Origin of the sequence: Streptomyces sp. 4N509B (genome assembly GCF_052245655.1) — a bacterium.
Taxonomy (GTDB): domain Bacteria; phylum Actinomycetota; class Actinomycetes; order Streptomycetales; family Streptomycetaceae; genus Streptomyces.
In genome coordinates, this window is sequence record NZ_JBQQBZ010000008.1 from 23,435 (window position 1) to 40,543 (window position 17,109).

Genomic DNA, 17,109 nt, shown 5'->3' on the forward strand with positions numbered 1-17,109 from the left:
CGACGGTGCGGACACACCTCTAGGGTGGGGGCATGCCCGAGGGAGACACCGTCTGGCAGGCGGCGCGCCGGCTGCACCAGGCACTGGCCGGCCACACCGTGGTCCGCTCGGACCTGCGGGTGCCGAGGCTCGCCACCGTCGACCTCACGGGCCGGGCGGTGCTGGAGGTCGTGCCGCGCGGCAAGCACCTGCTGATGCGGCTCGGGGGCGGCCTGACGCTCCACTCGCACCTGCGGATGGAGGGCGCCTGGCGGGTGTACGGGCCCAGGGAGAGGTTCAGCGGCGGACCGGGGCACCAGATCAGGGCGATCCTCGCCGTGGACCCGGCAGCGGACCCGGCAGCGGACCCGGGCGGGCCGTCTGTGGGGCGGCCGGGACGGGCGGGGCCGCCGGGAGATCCGCCCGGTAATCCCCCTGGCGGCCCGCCGGGCAGCGCACCGCCGTCGGCCGCCGCCGGGCGGCGGACCGCCGTCGGATACCGCCTCCAGGTGCTGGAGCTCCTGCGCACCCGCGACGAGGCGCGCGTCGTCGGCCACCTCGGCCCTGACCTGCTGGGCCCCGACTGGGACGCGGCCGAGGCGCTGCGTCGGCTGCTGGCCGACCCGGCGCGGGCGGTGGGCGCGGCCCTGCTGGACCAGCGGGTTCTGGCCGGGATCGGCAACGTGTACATGGCCGAGGTCTGCTTCCTGGCGGGCGTGACGCCCTGGCTGCCCGTTGGCGAGGTGCCCGGGCCGGAGCGGCTGGTGGCGCTGGCCGGCCGGCTGCTGGAGGCCAACAGGGAACGGCCGATGCGCACGACAACGATCGAGCCCGCGACCGGCGCGACGGGCGCTGCCGGCAGAAGGGCCGGTGCGGCGGCGGGCCCCGTCCCCAGGGGCCCTCGCGCGCCCCGGCTGTACGTCTACGGGCGGGCGGACCGCCCCTGCCTGGTCTGCGGCGACGCGGTGCGGGTGGTCAACGACCGGCTCTCCGTGGGCGCGGCGCGCGATCCGGGCCGTGACCGGCCGACGTACTGGTGCGCCACGTGCCAGGCGGGACCCGGCCCTCGCCCCTGCTGAGGGCCGGATCCCGCCCGCCGCGCTGACCGCGCCGCTACGGGGCGAGCTACGCGTTCAGCTGGTCATCGGTGGCCCGCTGGTCGGTCGGTCTCCTGCACCAGGATGCCTCACCGGGCGGGCCTTGGTCAGCATGCCCTCGCGATCCTGGCCACGGTGGGCTGGCCTGGTGGCCAGCCCACCGTGGCGGTCAGGACGCGCCGGTCAGCTGGTGGGGGTGAGGATCACCTCCGCGCTTCCGGTGAGGGAGGGCACGCCCTCCTCGCCGGGGTCGGTGTAGGAGGCGTTGAAGACCCCGAAGAGGTTGTCGTGTTCGGGGTCGTGCCCGTCGGGCTGGGTCGTCTGGATCGTGCCGGAGCAGCCGGAGGCCGAGGTCTGCGGGTGGCCGTGGCTGTCGTGGCCGAGGATGTACGTCACGGTCACGCGCGAGCAGTCCACCGGCTGGTCGTCGGTGACCTCCACCTCGAACGCGACCCGGTCCCCGAAGGAGAAGGCGTCGCCGTCGGTCGGGGTCACGAAGGTGACGACCGGGGTCTCGTTGCCGACGACGACCTTCACCTCGGCGGAGGCGGAGCGTCCCCGGTGGTGGCCGCCGACGTCCGTCACGCGCAGGTTCGCGGTGTAGCCGCCGTCCTCGGAGTAGGTGTGCGTGGGGTTGGGCTCGCGGGAGTCGATCCGGCCGTCGGAGTCGAAGTCCCAGGCGTACCGGAGCCGGTCGCCGTCGGCGTCGCTCGTGCCCTCGCTGGAGAACCGCACGGTCAGCGGCGCGTGTCCGCTGACGACGTCGGCGGAGGCGACGGGCTCGGGGGAGTGGTTGCCGTTCGGGCCGATGTACTGGAGGCGGGAGACGCTGGCCTCGGGGTTCTCCGCGAAGTACCCGGTGCCGTACTCCAGCATGTACAGGGCGCCGTCGGGGCCGAACTCCATGTCGATGATGCCGCTGAACTCCATGGAGCCCAGCACGTCGTCGATGGCGGTCAGCTCGCCGGTCTCCTCGTCGAGCGTCATGCCCTTGATCCAGTGGCGGGTCCACTCGTAGAAGAGCGGCACGCCCTCGTAGTGCTTCGGCCAGGCGACGGGGGTGCGGCCCAGCCGGTTGAAGGGGTTGTAGTCGTAGGAGGGGCCGGCCATGGGGGCGATGCCGCCGGTGCCGAGCTCGGGGAACTCGGCGGACTCGCCGTAGCCGTACCAGACGTCGGGCTGCTCGACCGGGGGCAGCTCGGCGAGGCCGGTGTTGTGCGGCGAGTCGTTGACCGGGGCGGCGCAGTCGAAGGGCTCGCCCGACTCCTGCGTGGCGAAGTCGTAGTCGACGTACGGCAGCTCGGGGGTGACGCAGAACGGCCAGCCGTGGTTGCCCGCCTCGGTGGCGGCGAACCACTTGCCGTGGCCCGCCGGCCCGCGGTCGGGGTTGGCCTCGCCGGCGTCGGGCGAGTAGTCGGCGACGTAGAGGGCGTCGGTGTGCGGGTCGAGCTCGATGCGGAACGGGTTGCGCAGGCCCATCAGGTAGATCTCGGGCCGGGTGTCGGGCGTGCCGGGGGCGAAGAGGTTGCCCGAGGGGATGGTGTAGGAGCCGTCCTCCTCGACGTGGATGCGCAGCACCTTGCCCCGCAGGTCGTTGGTGTTGGCCGAGGTGCGGCGGGCGTCGAAGGCCGGGTTGCGGTTCGGCCGCTCGTCGATCGGGGCGTAGCCGGCGGAGGCGAACGGGTTGGTGTCGTCGCCGGTGGAGAGGTAGAGGTTGCCGTCGCTGTCGAAGACGATGTCGCCGCCGACGTGGCAGCACAGGCCGCGGTCGGTGTCGACCTGGAGGATCTGCTGTTCGCTGTCGAGGTCGAGCTCGTCGCCGTCGAGTTCGAAGCGGGAGAGCAGGGAGTAGCCCTCGAAGGCCGCGAAGTCCTCGGGGGTGCCCGTCTCGGGGGCGTCGCCCTCGTTGACGTCCGGGGTGGCCGGGTCGTCCACGGGGGTGTCCAGCGGCGGGGCGTAGAAGAGGTAGACCCAGCGGTTGTCGCGGCCGTCGAAGCCGGGGTCGACGGCGATGGACTGGAGGCCCTCCTCGTCGTGCTGGTAGACGTCCAGCTCGGCGGCGAGGGTGTTCAGGCCGGTGTCGGGGTCGTTGAGCCAGACCTCGCCGGCGCGGGTGGTGTGCAGGACCCGGCCGTCGGGGAGGACGGTGAGGTCGATGGGCTCGCCCGGGGTGTCGTTGAGGATGACCTTCTGGAACGCGGAGTCGGCCGGCGGCTCGCCGGGCTCGTGGCCGCCGTGGGCGGCGGCCGTTCCGGGTGGTGCGAGGAGCGCCGCGAGCGTGAGGCCCGCGGCGGCCAGTATGAGCGGGGTCGTGCGAGAACGGTGCATCGTGGACCTTTCGTGCCGAACGGGCCCTGGTGGGGCGTCAGCGGGACGGCGTGACAGCGCCGTCGGTGGGGCGGGAGGGCTTGTGGCGGGCCGTGGTGACGTGCCGCGCGGTCGTGGCGTCGTCGTGCGTCAGCAGCGCATCGAGCGCAGGTAGTCGTAGCCGACGGCCGTGGTCTGGAGCGGGGAGACGTCCGGTGTGTCGTTCTCGACGATGTACTCCAGGACGCGGTGGGCCCGGAAGACGCGCGCGAAGTCGATCATCCCGGTGCCGAGGTCGGCCATGTCGCCGGTGGCCGGGTCGCGGTCCTTCACGTGGTACTGGAGGACGGACTGCGGGGCGCGGCGGATGACGTCGATCGCGAAGCCCTCGGGGTCGTCCACGCCGTCGCCACTCTCGATGCCGCCGGTCACGGCCCAGTACAGGTCGATCTCCAGGTGGACCAGGCGCGGGTCGAGTTCGCTGGTGAGGATCTCCCAGGGGGTCAGGCCGCCGCCGAGGTCGGTGGTGAACTCGTGGGCGTGGTTGTGGTAGCCGTAGCGCAGCCCGTAGGCGCGGGCGGCGGCGGCCTCGTGGTTCATCTGCTCGGCCCAGCGCCGCCACTGGTCGGCGTCGTCGGAGGCGAGGTAGGGGACGACCATGAAGGACTGGCCGAGCGTCGCGGCGTTGGTCAGCTTCGTCTCCAGCGCGGCCTCGTCGGCGGCGATGTCGTCGTGGCTGGAGGTGCACCGCAGGCCCAGCTCGTCGTAGAAGGCGCGCAGTTCGGCGGCGGTGCGGCCGAAGTACCCCAGGGCCTGCTCGACCCGGGGGTAGCCCTGGTCGGCGATGGTGCGCAGGGTCTGGTCGAAGCCGATGTCGCCGCCCATGGCGTCGCGCACCGTCCACAGCTGGATGCTGATCTTGCCGGGCGGCACGTGGACGGGTCGGCGGCGGCGTTCCGCGGCCTGCGCCCCGGGCGCGGCGGCCAGGCCGCCGGCGACGAGGGCGACCGAGCCGAGCACGCCCCCGGCCGCGCTCCGCAACAGGGAACGCCGGCCCGGCCCGTGGTGGGCGCGGGCCGCGGCGAGCGCACGGTCGTCCGATATTCCGTAACACATGGCGGCTCCTGGGGAGATAAGGAACGTGCGGACAGGCCGCACGGGGCGGCGTTGTGTGGGGGTGGGCGCGGACGCGCTGCTCATCGAGGCGGCGGGGGGACGGATGCTGATGAGGGAACGGTGCGAACGGGAGCGGAACCGAGGTGCGACGTCGTGGTCCGTCGGGACTGCGAGCCAACGTAGAAACGACTTTGGTCGTCGTCAAGATAAGTTTCAAAACTTGTCTTCGAAACTTCGGTGGAGCTCACTCAAAGTCTCGTGTGACGCGACGTCACGTCATCCCCGCCGGTCCGCCCAGCCTTCTAGGATGACGGCGTGTCCGCCTCCGCGCAGCGGGCCGCCGAGACGTTGCTCCCCGTCAACGCGACGCTCGGCGTGCTGCTCGCCACCCTCCTCCTCGCCGCCGTGGGCACGGCGGCCGTGGCGCACCTGGTCCGCGACGACGGGCGCGGCCAGAGCCGGGACATCCTCACGGCGGGGCTGCGCGCCGCCCTCCAACTCGCGGCCGTCTCCTGGCTCATCGGCTGGGTCGCCGGCGTGGTCCCCGCCCTGCTCGGCTTCGTGCTGCTCATGTACCTCGTCGCCGCGCGCACCGCGGGGCGACGGATCACCCCGAACGCCACCTGGGTCTGGGCCGCCGCGCCCATCGCCGCCGGTGTGCTCCCCGTCGTCCTCGCGCTGCTGGCCACCGGCCTGGTCACGCTCGACGACGTCGCCCTGGTCCCCGTGGCCGGCATCCTCATCGGCGGCTCCCTCACCGCCACCACGCTGGCGGGCCGCCGCGCGCTGGAGGAGCTGGCGGCCCGCAGGGGGGAGGTGGAGGCGGGGCTCGCGCTCGGCTTCGAGGAGCGCGCCGCCCGCCTGGAGATCGCCCGCCCGGCGGCGTCCGCCGCCCTCATCCCCGGCCTGGACCAGACGCGGACGGTCGGCCTGGTCACCCTGCCGGGGGCGTTCGTCGGCATGCTGCTGGGCGGGGCCTCGGCCACCGAGGCGGGCGCGGTGCAGCTGTTCGTGCTGGTCGCGCTGATGGCCACGCAGTCGGTCGCGGTGGCCGTCGCCCTCGAACTCGTCGTCCGCCGCCGCCTGCACCGCGAGGTGCCGTAGCCCGCCGCGCGCCGGTCCGTGCGCGCCGGCCGTGCTCGCCCGCCGGTGTCGGGTCCGTGGCGCGGGATCTCGTCCGTCGGGACACGCTCGCCGCGTTCGTGACGGACTGTTATGCAACCAGTCGGTTGACCATGCCGGGTGCCGGGTCGTAGCTTGTCTTCAACCATCTGGTTGAAGAAGGGGAGCGTGAGATGCCTGACGACGGGCTGACCCGGGTGTTCTCCGCCCTGGCCGACCCGACCCGGCGCGACATCGTGGCCCGGCTCGCCGTCGGAGACGCCACGGTCAACGAACTGGCCGCACCGTACGACGTCACCGTGCAGGCCGTGTCCAAGCACATCAGGGTCCTGGAGGACGCCGGCCTGGTCAGTCGCCGCAGGGACGCCCAACGGCGACCCTGTCACCTCGAGGCAGAGGTCCTGGACCTGATGACCCAGTGGATCGAGCGTTACCGGCGCGAGGCGGAGGCTCGGTTCAGCCGTCTGGACGCCGTCCTCCAGCAGATGGACGAGCAGCCGGTGACGGACACCCCGACGAAGGAAGCAGCATCATGAAGGAAGCAGCATCATGAGCGCCACGCCCACCCACCACCCCGGCGACACACGGATCGCGGTCGACCCGACGCTTCCCACCATCGTGATCACCCGGGAGTTCGACGCCCCCCGCGAGCGCGTCTTCCGCGCGTACACCGACCCCGACCTGGTGATCCAGTGGCTCGGCCCGCGCCACCTCACCGCTCGGATCGACCGGTACGACGCGCGGAGCGGCGGCTCCTACCGCTACGCGCACCGCGCGGACGACGGGACCGAGTACGGCTTCCACGGCGTGTTCCACGAGGTGCGCCCCCACGAACGCATCGTCCAGACCTTCGCCTTCGACGGCTCGGCGGACACGGTCAGCCTGGAGACGGCCGTGTTCGAGGACCTCGGCGGCTCGCGCACGCGGGTGACCGTCACCTCCCTCATGGACTCCCTCGCCACCCGCGACGCGATGCTCGCCAGTGGCGCGGAGGGCGGCGTCCGGGAAGGCCACGAGCGGCTCGACGTGGTGCTCCGCGGCCTGGGGGCGGCCGACGAGCACCGGGCCGTCGCGCGCGCCTTCACCGACCGGGTCCGCGGCGTGCCCGAGGGGGCGTGGGAGCGCCCCGCGCCGTGCGAGGGGTGGTCCGCCCGGGACGTCGTCCGGCACCTCGTCGAGTGGTTCCCGGACTTCCTGAAGACCGGCGCCGGAGTCGACCTGCCGAAGGGGCCGAGCGTCGACGAGGACCCGGTGGCGGCCTGGACGGTCCACAGCGAGGCGGTGCAGGCCCTCCTCGACGACCCCGCCACCGCGCGGCGCGAGCTGTCGAACCCGCACCTCGGACAGGCGCCGCTGGACCAGGCGATCGACCGGTTCTACACGGCCGACGTCTTCATGCACACCTGGGACCTGGCGCGCGCCACCGGCCAGGACGAGACCCTCGACCCGGGCAGGTGCGCGCGGCTGCTCCAGGGGATGGAGCCACTCGACGGCGTGCTCCGCGAGAGCGGGCAGTTCGGCCCCCGGGTCGAGGTCCCCGAGGACGCCGACGTGCAGACGCGTCTGCTCGCCTTCGTCGGCCGCACGCCCTGACCAGGGGCCCCTCGGCGCGGCCGGCGGCGGCAGGGCGAGAATCACCCTCGTGACCGGCGCCGCCGGCCGCGCCTCCCGGGCGCCGGGACGTGGGGTCGGCGACGTCGTTCGCGTCGGGAGTGGCGCCCGGGGGCCGAGGGCACCACAGGGCCGCTCCCGTCACACCAGCACGGCCCGGTCCGTCATCCCACCGACGGACCAGAGCAAGGAGAGTGACCGGTGGACGGACACGGACCTCAGGACCAGGCAACCCGTGACGACGAGTACCTAGCGCGGCGCTTCGAGGAGCACCGCTCCCACCTGCGGGCGGTCTCCTACCGCATGCTCGGCTCGCTCAGCGAGGCCGACGACGCGGTGCAGGAGGCGTGGCTGCGCCTCAGCCGCGCCGACACCTCCGGCGTCGGGAACCTCGGGGGCTGGCTGACGACGGTCGTCGGCCGCGTCTGCCTCGACATGCTGCGCTCCCGCGCCGCGCGCCGCGAGCAGCCGCTGGAGGCCCACCCGCGCGGGGACGCCCCGCACGCCGGACCGCCCGCACACCGTGTGCCCGACCCCGTCCTCAGCGACGTGGACGGCCCGCCCGACCCCGAACAACAGGCGCTGCTGGCGGACTCCGTCGGCCTGGCGCTGATGGTCGTCCTCGACACCCTCTCGCCCGCCGAGCGGCTGGCCTTCGTGCTCCACGACACCTTCGGCCTGCCGTTCGAGGAGATCGCCCCCGTCGTCGACCGCACCCCGGCCGCGGCGCGGCAGCTCGCCAGCCGCGCCCGCCGCCGGGTGCGCGGCGCGGCCCCCGAGCCCGACCCGGACCTCGCGCGGCAGCGGGAGGTGGTGGACGCCTTCCTCGCCGCCGCCAGGGGCGGCGACCTCCAGGCGCTGGTCTCGGTCCTCCACCCCGACGTCGTGCTCCGCTCCGACACCGCGCTCGTGCGGGGCGCGCACGACGTCTCCCGCGGGGCGTCGACCTTCTCCCCGCTGGCCGACTCCGTCCGCCCGGTGCTGGTCAACGGCGCCGCGGGCATCGTGGCCTTCCGGGAGGGCCGACCGCTGTCGGTGGTCGCCTTCACCATCACCGGCGGGCTGGTCACCGCGCTCGACATCGTGAACTCCCCCGAGCGCCTGGCCGGTATGGACCTCACCGAGTTCGCCGACGGCGAGCGGGTGACGGACGACGCGAGCCCCGACGACACGCCGAGGACACAGTGAGGTCGGTCGGTGGCTCTCCGTAGTCTTGGCGGCATGAGACGACTGCGACTCCTGGCGGCCACGGTCGCCGTCACCGCCGCCGCGACCGGGCTGCTCGCGGCCGGCGCGACCACGGCCGCCGCCCAGGCCAGGGACGAGCCCGGCCGCGTTCCCGCCACCGACCTCCAGATCACGCCCTCGGCGAGCGGCTCCTTCGAGCAGTACGTCGGGGAGCGGGTCGACGTCGCGCCGGGCGACGTCGGGTACGCCACCGTCGAGTGCCCGTACGGGCAGGTGCCCACCGGCGGCGGCGCCGCGACGTCCGCCGAGGACATCGCCATCCTCGACACCCACCCGACGGCGACCGGGTGGTTGGCCTCCGGCGTGAACTTCGGCGACAGCACCCAGGAGCTGCGGGCGTACGTCATCTGCGCGGACGCCACCTGAGGCAGGGCGCCGGCGCCCTCACGCGGGGCGCCGGCGGACAGCCTTTAGACTCTGCGGCCATGACCGCCGAGGCCGAGCCGCAGCTCATCGACGAACAGGGCCGGCCCGAGCCGCCCGTCACGGGCGACGAGGCCGCCACGCTCCTCGGCTTCCTCGACTTCCTGCGCGCCACGCTCGCGTGGAAGTGCTCGGGGCTCGACGCGGCGGGGCTGCGCGCCACGGTCGGGCCCTCCACCATGACGCTCGGCGGCATGCTCAAGCACCTGGCCTTCGTCGAGGACCACTGGTGCTCCCACGCCCTGCACGGTCGGGAGCGGGCGGCGCCGTGGCGCACGGTGGACTGGGGAGCCGACCGCGACTGGGACTGGCACTCGGCCGACGAGGACACCCCCGAGGAGCTGCGCGGCCTGTGGCGGGACACCGTCGCCCGGTCCCGCGCCCAGGTCGCCGAGGCCCTGGCCGACGGGGGCCTCGACCGGCCGGCGGCGCGCGCCTGGAGGGACGGGCGCTCACCCACCCTGCGGTGGATCCTGGTCCACCTGATCGAGGAGTACGCCCGCCACTGCGGCCACGCCGACCTGCTGCGGGAGTCGGTCGACGGCCTGACGGGGGAGTAGCGCCCCGCACGCGCGGGGACCCGCCGGGCGTCGCCCGACGGGTCCCCTCGTACTGGTGGTGCGGTGGTGCGGTGGTGCGGATGGTGCCGTGGTGCGGTGTGGTGCCCCGGTGATGCGGCCGTCGGCTGGCCGGCCGCTCAGCGGATCAGTACGTCACCTCTCCGCGACCGCCGTCGAAGACGACGTCCGAGCAGGAGTAGAAGTTCTCCTGGCTGTCGGAGCGGATCCAGTGGATGAACATGATGTGCTGGCCGCTCCGGCTGGGCAGCTGGACGTCCCAGTAGTAGTAGCCGCCGTCGGAGCCGGCGCCGCCCGACTGCGGCGGGTCGGTCACCGAGTCGACGAGCTCCAGGTCGTCCCAGCCGAGGGGCTGCGTCGGCGAGTACCCGCTCTTGGTGAGGTACACGTCGAAGTCACCCGGGTGGGCCGCCCAGTTGCTGTACTGGATCTGGACGTTCGCACCGGAGCTGAGGTGCGTCGTCGGCCAGTCGGACCGGGCCGCGTTGTACGACGAGAAGTCGTACGGCCCGTTGTGGCCACCACTGCACAGCTCGCCGTCGGGGATGTACCCGACGGTCCGGCCGCCGCCGTTGGAGTCGAGCACGGCGAACCAGTTGTACAGCGGCGTCGTCCCCGTCTCCGCGACCGCGGCGGCGCAGGCCGGGTTCGACGGCGTCTGGTTGCCGCTCTGGAGCATGTCCTTGTAGCACAGGTACGTGCGCGAGCCCGGCTGCATGGCGACGCCGTGGGCCGAGGCCGGCGCCGGCATCGACGCGACCACGAGCCCGAACAGCGCGGCTCCCAGGACGCTCAGTAGTCGGATCTTTCGAGTTGCCATGTGGGGGGTCTCCATCTGTTCGTCCCTACCGTGGGAGCGCTCCCGCACCTCACCGTAGCGCTGCCCACGCCGCGAACTCAATGGCCCCAACGCTGAGAGCTCCCACGACGTTCGACACGAGTCGGTCGCCGTGGGAGCGAAATGGGAGAGAAGTGGAAGCGAAGTGGGAGCGAAGTGAGGGTGGAATGGAAACGGAGTGTGACCGTTCCGGCCCCGAGGCCGGGGCCAGGCCCGGGGCCGGAACGGCGAGGATCGGCCCCCGGTCAGTGCTCCCCGTGCCCGCCGTCCGGGCTGTGGTGGTCGAAGACCATGACCTCACGCGGCAGCACGGCGAACGGCCGCATCATGCCCATGTCCTCGTGTTCCAGCAGGTGGCAGTGGTACATGAAGCGCCCCTGCGCCCCCTCGTACGGACCCAGCACGTTCACCATCTGACCGGCCGGCACGGTGACGACGTCCTTCCACCCCTGCTCGTTCGGCGCGAGCGGGATCCCGGCGCCGGGCGAGGCGTCGAACGCCACCGGGCTCGTCGTGCCGCCGAGCTCCGGGCTGAAGCCCTCGGTGAGGTACGGCTCGCGGCCCAGCAGCTGGAACGCCGTCAGGTGGATGTGCATCGGGTGGGTCGGGCCCCCCAGGTTCAGGAAGCTCCACTGCTCGTGGTCGCCCTCGGCGATCCTGATCGCCAGGGTGTCGTCGAAGGTGCGGGCGACCCTGCGGTACGTCCTCGTCGTCCCCTCGGCGTCGGTCAGCTGGATGACGCCGTCCGAGCCGAGCGTCACGGAGTCCTCGGGGACCTCCACCATCTCCCAGATCTCCGGGTGCCCCGCGCCCCCGACCGTGCCGGGCGGGGTGAGCACGACGAGGCGGTGCCGGTGCGGGACGTCGTGGGTCAGCCGACGGAAGGACGAGGAGATCACCGGCGGGAGGACGAACCGGTCACGCACCGGGCGCCTGTCCACGCGGAACTCCATGACCTGCGGGAACGGCACGTTGCGCGCGGGGTCGCCCGGCCGCTCGGCGTCGGCGGGGGCGTTGACCAGGCGCAGCCGCCTGCCGCGCAGCGCGCCGAAGTCGACCAGCAGGTCCATGCGCTCGGCGGGGGCGATGGTGAGCCGTGGCAGCCCCTCGTCGAAGTCGACGGGCACGGGTGCCGGCAGCAGGCCGCCGTCGCTGCCGATCTGGTGGACCACGCCTTGCACGAGCTCCCCGTCCTCGTCGACCAGCGCGAGGTCGAAGACGCGGGCGTTGGCGGCGTTGAGCAGGCGGAAGCGGTACCAGCGCGGCTCGACCTCCAGGTGCGGCCAGACCACCCCGTTGACCAGCGTGTACGGGCCGGAGAAGGGGATGGTGACGACCGGCTCGCCCGACTCGGGGTCCGGATCGGACAGGCGCGGCACCTTGTGCAGCACCTCGCCGGTGGGGCGGCCGTCGGCGTCGGTCTCGAAGTTGCGGTCCGTCAGGACCAGCGGGATCTCGTACTCGCCCGACGGCAGCCGCAGGGCCTGCTCCTCCTCGTCCCGCACGAGGTACACGCCGACCAGGCCGGCGAGCACGTTCCACCGGGTGATGTTGAGGGCGTGGTCGTGGTACCAGAGCATGGCGGAGCGCTGGTCGTTCGGATACTCCGACAGCTGGGCGTCGCCGACGCCGACCGCGTTCTCCGTCCAGCCGTCGTTGCCGCCGCCGGTGACCGCGCCGTGGAGGTGCGTCACCGACCAGGCCGGGAGGTCGGCGACCTCCTTGGTCTCGATGAAGTCGGGGCCCCGCCCCGGCTGGGCCGTGCTCGGCTCGCCGTCGACCGTCAGCGGCGCGGTGCCGGCGGCCAGCGGGTACGGGCCCTCGATGCGGTTGGCCCACGAGACGCGGACGCGTTGGCCGCGCCGGACCTCGATGGTGGGGCCGGGAAAGTGGCCGTCGTAGGTCCACGTCAGGCTCGGGGGCATCTGCGAGTGCAGCCGCACCGACCTGGCCTCCAGCTCGACGGTGATGTCCTCCCCCCGGCCGCCGCGCCCCGGCCGCAGGACGGGCGGTATGCGGAGCGGGTCCCTGAACGGCGTCAGGCCCCCGGTCTCGTGACGCGCGTCGTCGTCCCTCATGGTGTGAACCCCCCTGGTTCCCCCCGTACCGCCGACGGCTTCGGCCGAACTCCGGCGGCACGTACGTCGATTGGTCTGGCGGGACTCCCCAGTCCCACCAGAAGCGAGACTAGCCTCACAAGTCGCCGATCAGGGGAGGTTTTCGGTCACCGTATCCCCGCACGCCACGCAATACGGCTCTCACGTGACCTCGCCGCCTGACTGCGCACATGAGGGTCGCAAACGTCCGAATCGGACACGGGTGAGGGCTGTCGGTCAGGAGAGGGCGCTGGAGCCCGCCGGGCTCAGCGGTCGGCGTCGACGCGCTGGGACTGGGCGAGGAAGTCGTCGACCATGCGGTGGAACAGGGTGGCGAGCTGGCGCAGGTCGTGGGAGGACCAGTCGGACAGGGCCTCCTCCATCCAGCGCTGGCGGACCTCGAGGATGCGCTCGTGCGCCTCCGCGCCGGCCGCCGTCAGCTCCACGAGCTGGGCCCGCCCGTCGTTCGGGTCGGGGAAGGAGCGGACGTATCCCTCGCGCACCAGCCGCTGGACCTGGCGCGTCACGTGGGGCGCCTCGACCGCCAGGCGCGTGGCGAGCTCGCCGGGGCGCATGGGCCCGGCGTCGCTGAGGAGGCGCAGGACGGGCACGGCGGCGCGCTCGACGGGGACGCCGGCCTCGGCCGCGATGTGGCCGTGCTGCCTGGCCCTGCCGATCAGGTGCGCGATGCGTGCGAGCGCCCGCTCGATCTCGACCACCTCCGCCGGGGTGGCGGGGGCGACGGGCGTGTGGGACGGACTACGGGAGGTCACGCCGCCAGTTTACCCAATGATTACTTAACTTAATCAAGTACACTCCTCCCCATGACCACTGCCCCCTCCACCAGCACCGCGCCCGCGAAGGATCCCGTCGACCCCGAGCCGTCGAGCCGGCCGGGGCTCACCCTGCTCGCGCTGGCGATCGCCGGCATGGTCGCGTCGGTGCAGCAGACCCTGGTGCTGCCCCTGCTGCCGCGCCTGGTCGAGACGTTCGACACCTCCGTCTCTACCGTGACCTGGGTGTTCACCGTCACCCTCCTCGCCGGCGCCGTCGCCACGCCGCTGCTGTCCCGCTTCGGCGACATGTACGGCAAGAAGCGGCTGATCACCCTCACGCTCTCCGTGATGTGCCTCGGCTCGGTGCTGTGCGCCCTCGCCGACAACCTCGGCACGCTGATCGCCGGCCGCGCCCTCCAGGGCGTCGCGGCGGCGCTGATCCCGCTGGCCATCGGCGCGATCCGCGACAGCTTCCCGCGTGAGAAGGTCACCTCGGCGATCGGCATCGTCAGCGCCACGATGGGCGTGGGCGGTGCCCTGGGCATGCTGGTCACCGGGCTCATCGCCGACCACACCGAGAGCCACAAGCCGGTCTTCTGGATCGCCGCCGGCGCCGGCCTGGTCGGGCTGCTCCTGGTCACGCTCAGCCTCCGCGACACCGGCGCCCGCACCGGCGGGCGGCCCGACATGCTGGGCGCCGTGCTGCTCGCGGGCTTCCTCGTCTGCCTGCTGCTCGGCATCAGCCAGGGCAACACCTGGGGGTGGACCAGCGCCTCGGTCCTCGGCCTGTTCGTGGGCGCCGTCGTGCTGTGCGCGCTGTGGGTCGCCGTCGAGCTGCGGGTCCGCGAGCCGCTGGTGCGGCTGGCGCTGCTGGTCGGCCCCCGCTCCCTGTCGGCGAACTTCGCCTCGCTGCTGCTCGGCTTCTCGATGTTCGCCGGCTTCACCCTGATATCGACCTACGTGCAGACGCCGAAGGATGCCGTGGGCTACGGCCTGTCCGGCGACGTCATCGACGTCGGCCTGTACTCCCTGCCGAGCACCGTCACGATGCTCGTCTTCTCCGCCCTGACCGGCCGCATCGAGGCCAGGATCGGCGCCGGGTACACCCTGGCCACGGGGTCGTTCGTCGTCGCCCTCTCCTTCGGCTGGCTCGCGCTCTTCAACGACACCGGCACCGACTTCCTGATCTACTCCGCCGTCATGGGCACCGGCATGGGCATCGGCTACGCGGCGCTGGGCACCCTCGCCGTGCAGCACGTGCCGATGGACGTCAGTGGCATCGCCAGCGGCGTGAACTCCCTGGTCCGCACCGCGGGCGGCAGCGTCGCCAGCGCGCTGACGGCGGCGATCCTCTCCGCGCAGGTCATCGCCGGCACGGAGGTGCCCACGCACGGCGCGTACGTGGTCTGCTTCACCATCGCGGCCGTCGGAGCGGGCCTGACCGCCGTCGTCGCCGCGTTCAACGGCATGCGCCACCGCGCCGCCTGACCGCTGCCGTCCCGGACGGCCGGCGGCCAGGCGGCCGGCCTCCGCGACGGCCGGCCCGCCACGGCGGGCCACCGGCGACGGCAGGCGCTCCCCCACGCTTCGGCCCGCACGCCTGAACGCCGGGCCGCGCCCGGGATGGTTCGATGGCACCCTCCCGGCGCGGCCCGCCGCACAGGGAGGGGCGGGCGAAACCGGCCGGTTTGGCGCACTGGTGTGCGAGGGAGAACCCTCACAGGGGAACTCGCCGTCGCACGGGGGAGGGAGCGAGTCTCATGATCGACGGTTTTGATCTGGGCGCGCAGCAGTACACGGCCATCGGGGGGCTGCTGTTCGGGTTGGTCCTCGTCCTACGGGAGCAGCTGCGGCGCGCGGTGACGCGGGCGCTGCCCGCCGTGCGCGAACGGGCCTGGCCCGGCCCCGGCACGGCCAGGGCCCTGGACGACCTCGGCCTCACGCCGTGTGAGCTGGCGTACTTCTCCGACGGCCCGGTCCGGGCCGTCGAGACCGCCCTGGGCGGCATGATCGACCGCGGCGCGGTCCGCGTCTCGCGCGCCGGCTGGCTGACGCGGGTCGAGGGCGAGCCCGAGCCGACCGACCCGGTCGAGGCGGCGGTCTGGCGGCGGATCGGCGACGGACCGCACGGCGAACACGTCCGCCGCGTCACCGCGTCCGTCGGGTACGCCCCCGCGATGTCCACCATCCGCTCGCGGTTGGTGAACCGCGGCCTGCTCCTGCCCGACGCCGTCGTGGCCCCGCTCACCCGGTGGCGGGGCAGCCTGGTGACGGCCGTCGTCCTGGCCTTCGCCACGCCGCCCGTCCTGCTCCTCCTCGCCGGCGCGCCGTCCTCGGACGACCGGCTGCTCACCGCCGCCGGGGTGGCCCTCATGCTGGCGGCGGGGGTGCTCGGCGTGCGGGCCGTGGCGACGGGGGACCGCACGGCCGGCCAGGTCGCCGTCCTGCGTGGCGACCCCAGGCCGGTGCCGATGCACGCCCGCGCGGCCACCGGCCGGGCCGCGCTCGCCGCCAAGCGCGAGGAGCTGACCCGCGCGTCCACCGGTGGCGCGCTGGGGGAGGTCGCCCTTCCCGTCGGGGTGTCCCTGGCGCTGCTCGGGCTCGTCGCCCTCGGCGACGCGGACACGGAGGAGGCCCTGGCGGCCGACGCGCCGCCCGTCGAGCCGGACCCCCGTCGCGACGAGGGCGGTGGCTGCGGCACGGCCACCGCGGGTGGCGACGGCGGCGGCGGTGACGGCGGAGGCGGCGGTGGCTGCGGGGGTGGCGGCTGCGGCGGGTGCGGGGGCTGCGGCGGATGAGCGCGGGCGCGAGGCCGCTGGGCGTCGGCATCGGCTGGCGGCCGGAGATCGACCTGAGCGTGGAGCGGCTGCCCGGCGTCGACTTCGTCGAGGTCATCGCGGAGAACGTGCGGCCCGACCGGCTGCCCGCGTCGTTGCGCGTGCTGCGCGAGCGCGGCACGGTCGTGATCCCGCACGGCGTGGGCCTGGGTCTGGGCGGCGCGCACCCGCCGGACCCCCGGCGCCTCGCGCACCTGGCCGCCTGCGCCACCGCCCTGGACGCGCCGCTGGTCAGCGACCACATCGCGTTCGTGCGCGCCGGCGGCATCGAGGCCGGGCACCTGCTGCCCGTGCCGCGCACCCGCGCCTGCCTGGACGTCGTGGTGGACAACGTGCGGCGCGCCCAGGCCGCGCTGCCGGTGCCGTTGGCGCTGGAGAACGTCGCCGCCCTCCTCGGCTGGCCCGACGACGACCTGACGGAGGGAGAGTTCCTCGCGGAGCTGGTGGAGCGCACGGGCGTCGGCCTCCTCGTCGACGTCGCCAACCTCCACACCAACCACGTCAACCAGGGCCTCGACCCCGTCGCCGCCCTCGCGCGGCTGCCGCTGGAGGCCCTGGCGTACGTCCACGTCGCGGGCGGCATGGACCGCGGCGGGCTGTGGCACGACACGCACACGCGCGCGCCCGGCGAGGACGTCCTCGCGCTGCTCGGCGAGCTGTGCACGCGGCGCCGGCCGCCGGGCGTGCTCCTCGAATGGGACGGGGACTACCCGAGCGACCGCGTGCTGTCCGACACCCTCGCGCGGATCCGGCACGTGACCGACTCCCACGCGGCCGTCTCGTCGCCGCGCCCGCCGCGCCCCCCGGCGCTGGTCGGCGCGTCCGTCGGGCCGGCCGTCGCCCAGCCGGCCCAGCCCATCCAGCCCGAGCCGCCGGAGCCGCCGGAGCCGCCCGAGCTGGCGGAGCGACGCCGACAGCTGGCGGAGCGCCAGACCCAGCTGCTGACGGCCCTGCTCCGCGACGGCCCTCCGCCGCCCGGCTTCCCGAGGGACCGCCTGGCGGCCCAGACCGCCAGCCTGCGAGCCAAACACCGCCGCCACCACCACTGACGGCGTCCCGAGAGCCCCCGGGTGGGTTCGCG

Annotated in this window: 14 protein-coding genes and 1 pseudogene; 10 read left to right on the forward strand and 5 right to left on the reverse strand. The window is 73.8% G+C overall.

The window, feature by feature from the left end; translation table 11 throughout:
* Window positions 1-32 precede the first annotated feature (32 nt).
* The gene (locus tag ACTWP5_RS10705; RefSeq protein WP_443220598.1) at window positions 33-1,058 is read left to right on the forward strand and encodes a DNA-formamidopyrimidine glycosylase family protein; all 1,026 of its coding nucleotides are present in this window, start codon (window positions 33-35) and stop codon (window positions 1,056-1,058) included.
* 201 nt (window positions 1,059-1,259) lie between these two features.
* On the opposite strand, the gene ACTWP5_RS10710 is transcribed toward ACTWP5_RS10705, so the two are convergent.
* Window positions 1,260-3,404: a PQQ-dependent sugar dehydrogenase gene (locus tag ACTWP5_RS10710; RefSeq protein ID WP_443220599.1), complete on the reverse strand. Its 2,145-nt coding sequence runs from the start codon at window positions 3,402-3,404 to the stop codon at window positions 1,260-1,262.
* A 129-nt stretch (window positions 3,405-3,533) separates the two neighbouring features.
* Window positions 3,534-4,499, reverse strand: coding sequence for a sugar phosphate isomerase/epimerase family protein (locus ACTWP5_RS10715; RefSeq protein WP_443220600.1), 966 nt, complete (start codon window positions 4,497-4,499; stop codon window positions 3,534-3,536).
* A 315-nt stretch (window positions 4,500-4,814) separates the two neighbouring features.
* Here ACTWP5_RS10715 and ACTWP5_RS10720 point away from each other — a divergent pair, with 315 nt between their 5' ends.
* The 6 genes from ACTWP5_RS10720 to ACTWP5_RS10745 all read left to right on the forward strand — a co-directional run bounded on the left by ACTWP5_RS10720 (window position 4,815) and on the right by ACTWP5_RS10745 (window position 9,463).
* A complete protein-coding gene (locus ACTWP5_RS10720) occupies window positions 4,815-5,603 on the forward strand; it encodes an ABC transporter permease (protein ID WP_443220601.1) in 789 nt (262 codons plus the stop codon).
* Between the two features lie 191 nt (window positions 5,604-5,794).
* Window positions 5,795-6,157 (forward strand): ArsR/SmtB family transcription factor, encoded by a 363-nt coding sequence (locus ACTWP5_RS10725; RefSeq protein ID WP_443220602.1) that lies wholly within the window; start codon window positions 5,795-5,797, stop codon window positions 6,155-6,157.
* A gap of 13 nt (window positions 6,158-6,170) precedes the next feature.
* A complete protein-coding gene (locus ACTWP5_RS10730) occupies window positions 6,171-7,214 on the forward strand; it encodes a TIGR03086 family metal-binding protein (protein ID WP_443220603.1) in 1,044 nt (347 codons plus the stop codon).
* A gap of 219 nt (window positions 7,215-7,433) precedes the next feature.
* Window positions 7,434-8,420, forward strand: a complete 987-nt coding sequence (locus ACTWP5_RS10735) for a sigma-70 family RNA polymerase sigma factor (protein ID WP_443220604.1) — start codon at window positions 7,434-7,436, stop codon at window positions 8,418-8,420.
* Window positions 8,421-8,453: 33 nt separating this feature from the next.
* Window positions 8,454-8,846, forward strand: a complete 393-nt coding sequence (locus tag ACTWP5_RS10740; protein WP_443220605.1) for a hypothetical protein — start codon at window positions 8,454-8,456, stop codon at window positions 8,844-8,846.
* 59 nt (window positions 8,847-8,905) lie between these two features.
* A complete protein-coding gene (locus ACTWP5_RS10745) occupies window positions 8,906-9,463 on the forward strand; it encodes a DinB family protein (RefSeq protein WP_443220606.1) in 558 nt (185 codons plus the stop codon).
* A gap of 151 nt (window positions 9,464-9,614) precedes the next feature.
* Here ACTWP5_RS10745 and ACTWP5_RS10750 read toward each other — a convergent pair.
* The 3 genes and pseudogenes from ACTWP5_RS10750 to ACTWP5_RS10760 form a co-directional block, all read right to left on the reverse strand.
* A pseudogene (locus ACTWP5_RS10750) lies at window positions 9,615-10,301 on the reverse strand (lytic polysaccharide monooxygenase auxiliary activity family 9 protein); the annotation flags it as partial.
* Window positions 10,302-10,564: 263 nt separating this feature from the next.
* Complete coding sequence (locus tag ACTWP5_RS10755) at window positions 10,565-12,397, reverse strand: multicopper oxidase family protein (protein ID WP_443220607.1); 1,833 nt, start codon at window positions 12,395-12,397, stop codon at window positions 10,565-10,567.
* Window positions 12,398-12,681: 284 nt separating this feature from the next.
* Window positions 12,682-13,188, reverse strand: a complete 507-nt coding sequence (locus tag ACTWP5_RS10760) for a MarR family winged helix-turn-helix transcriptional regulator (RefSeq protein ID WP_443220608.1) — start codon at window positions 13,186-13,188, stop codon at window positions 12,682-12,684.
* Window positions 13,189-13,239: 51 nt separating this feature from the next.
* Here ACTWP5_RS10760 and ACTWP5_RS10765 point away from each other — a divergent pair, with 51 nt between their 5' ends.
* The 3 genes from ACTWP5_RS10765 to ACTWP5_RS10775 all read left to right on the forward strand — a co-directional run bounded on the left by ACTWP5_RS10765 (window position 13,240) and on the right by ACTWP5_RS10775 (window position 17,077).
* Complete coding sequence (locus ACTWP5_RS10765; RefSeq protein WP_443220609.1) at window positions 13,240-14,679, forward strand: MFS transporter; 1,440 nt, start codon at window positions 13,240-13,242, stop codon at window positions 14,677-14,679.
* Between the two features lie 272 nt (window positions 14,680-14,951).
* Window positions 14,952-15,989 carry a TIGR04222 domain-containing membrane protein gene (locus ACTWP5_RS10770; protein ID WP_443220610.1) on the forward strand — a complete coding sequence of 346 codons (1,038 nt, stop codon included), beginning with the start codon at window positions 14,952-14,954 and terminating at the stop codon, window positions 15,987-15,989.
* Window positions 15,986-17,077, forward strand: coding sequence for a DUF692 domain-containing protein (locus tag ACTWP5_RS10775; RefSeq protein WP_443220611.1), 1,092 nt, complete (start codon window positions 15,986-15,988; stop codon window positions 17,075-17,077). Before ACTWP5_RS10770 ends, ACTWP5_RS10775 begins: the two co-directional genes overlap by 4 nt.
* Window positions 17,078-17,109 lie beyond the last annotated feature (32 nt).

Excerpts from the sequence above, each read along its gene's own strand:
- ACTWP5_RS10715 (WP_443220600.1), bottom strand. The coding sequence starts at position 4,499 with ATGTGTTACGGAATATCGGACGACCGTGCGCTCGCCGCGGCCCGCGCC.
- ACTWP5_RS10740 (WP_443220605.1), top strand. The coding sequence starts at position 8,454 with ATGAGACGACTGCGACTCCTGGCGGCCACGGTCGCCGTCACCGCCGCC.
- ACTWP5_RS10770 (WP_443220610.1), top strand. The coding sequence starts at position 14,952 with ATGATCGACGGTTTTGATCTGGGCGCGCAGCAGTACACGGCCATCGGG.
- ACTWP5_RS10765 (WP_443220609.1), top strand. The coding sequence starts at position 13,240 with ATGACCACTGCCCCCTCCACCAGCACCGCGCCCGCGAAGGATCCCGTC.
- ACTWP5_RS10775 (WP_443220611.1), top strand. The coding sequence starts at position 15,986 with ATGAGCGCGGGCGCGAGGCCGCTGGGCGTCGGCATCGGCTGGCGGCCG.
- ACTWP5_RS10730 (WP_443220603.1), top strand. The coding sequence starts at position 6,171 with ATGAGCGCCACGCCCACCCACCACCCCGGCGACACACGGATCGCGGTC.
- ACTWP5_RS10745 (WP_443220606.1), top strand. The coding sequence starts at position 8,906 with ATGACCGCCGAGGCCGAGCCGCAGCTCATCGACGAACAGGGCCGGCCC.
- ACTWP5_RS10705 (WP_443220598.1), top strand. The coding sequence starts at position 33 with ATGCCCGAGGGAGACACCGTCTGGCAGGCGGCGCGCCGGCTGCACCAG.
- ACTWP5_RS10710 (WP_443220599.1), bottom strand. The coding sequence starts at position 3,404 with ATGCACCGTTCTCGCACGACCCCGCTCATACTGGCCGCCGCGGGCCTC.
- ACTWP5_RS10755 (WP_443220607.1), bottom strand. The coding sequence starts at position 12,397 with ATGAGGGACGACGACGCGCGTCACGAGACCGGGGGCCTGACGCCGTTC.
- ACTWP5_RS10725 (WP_443220602.1), top strand. The coding sequence starts at position 5,795 with ATGCCTGACGACGGGCTGACCCGGGTGTTCTCCGCCCTGGCCGACCCG.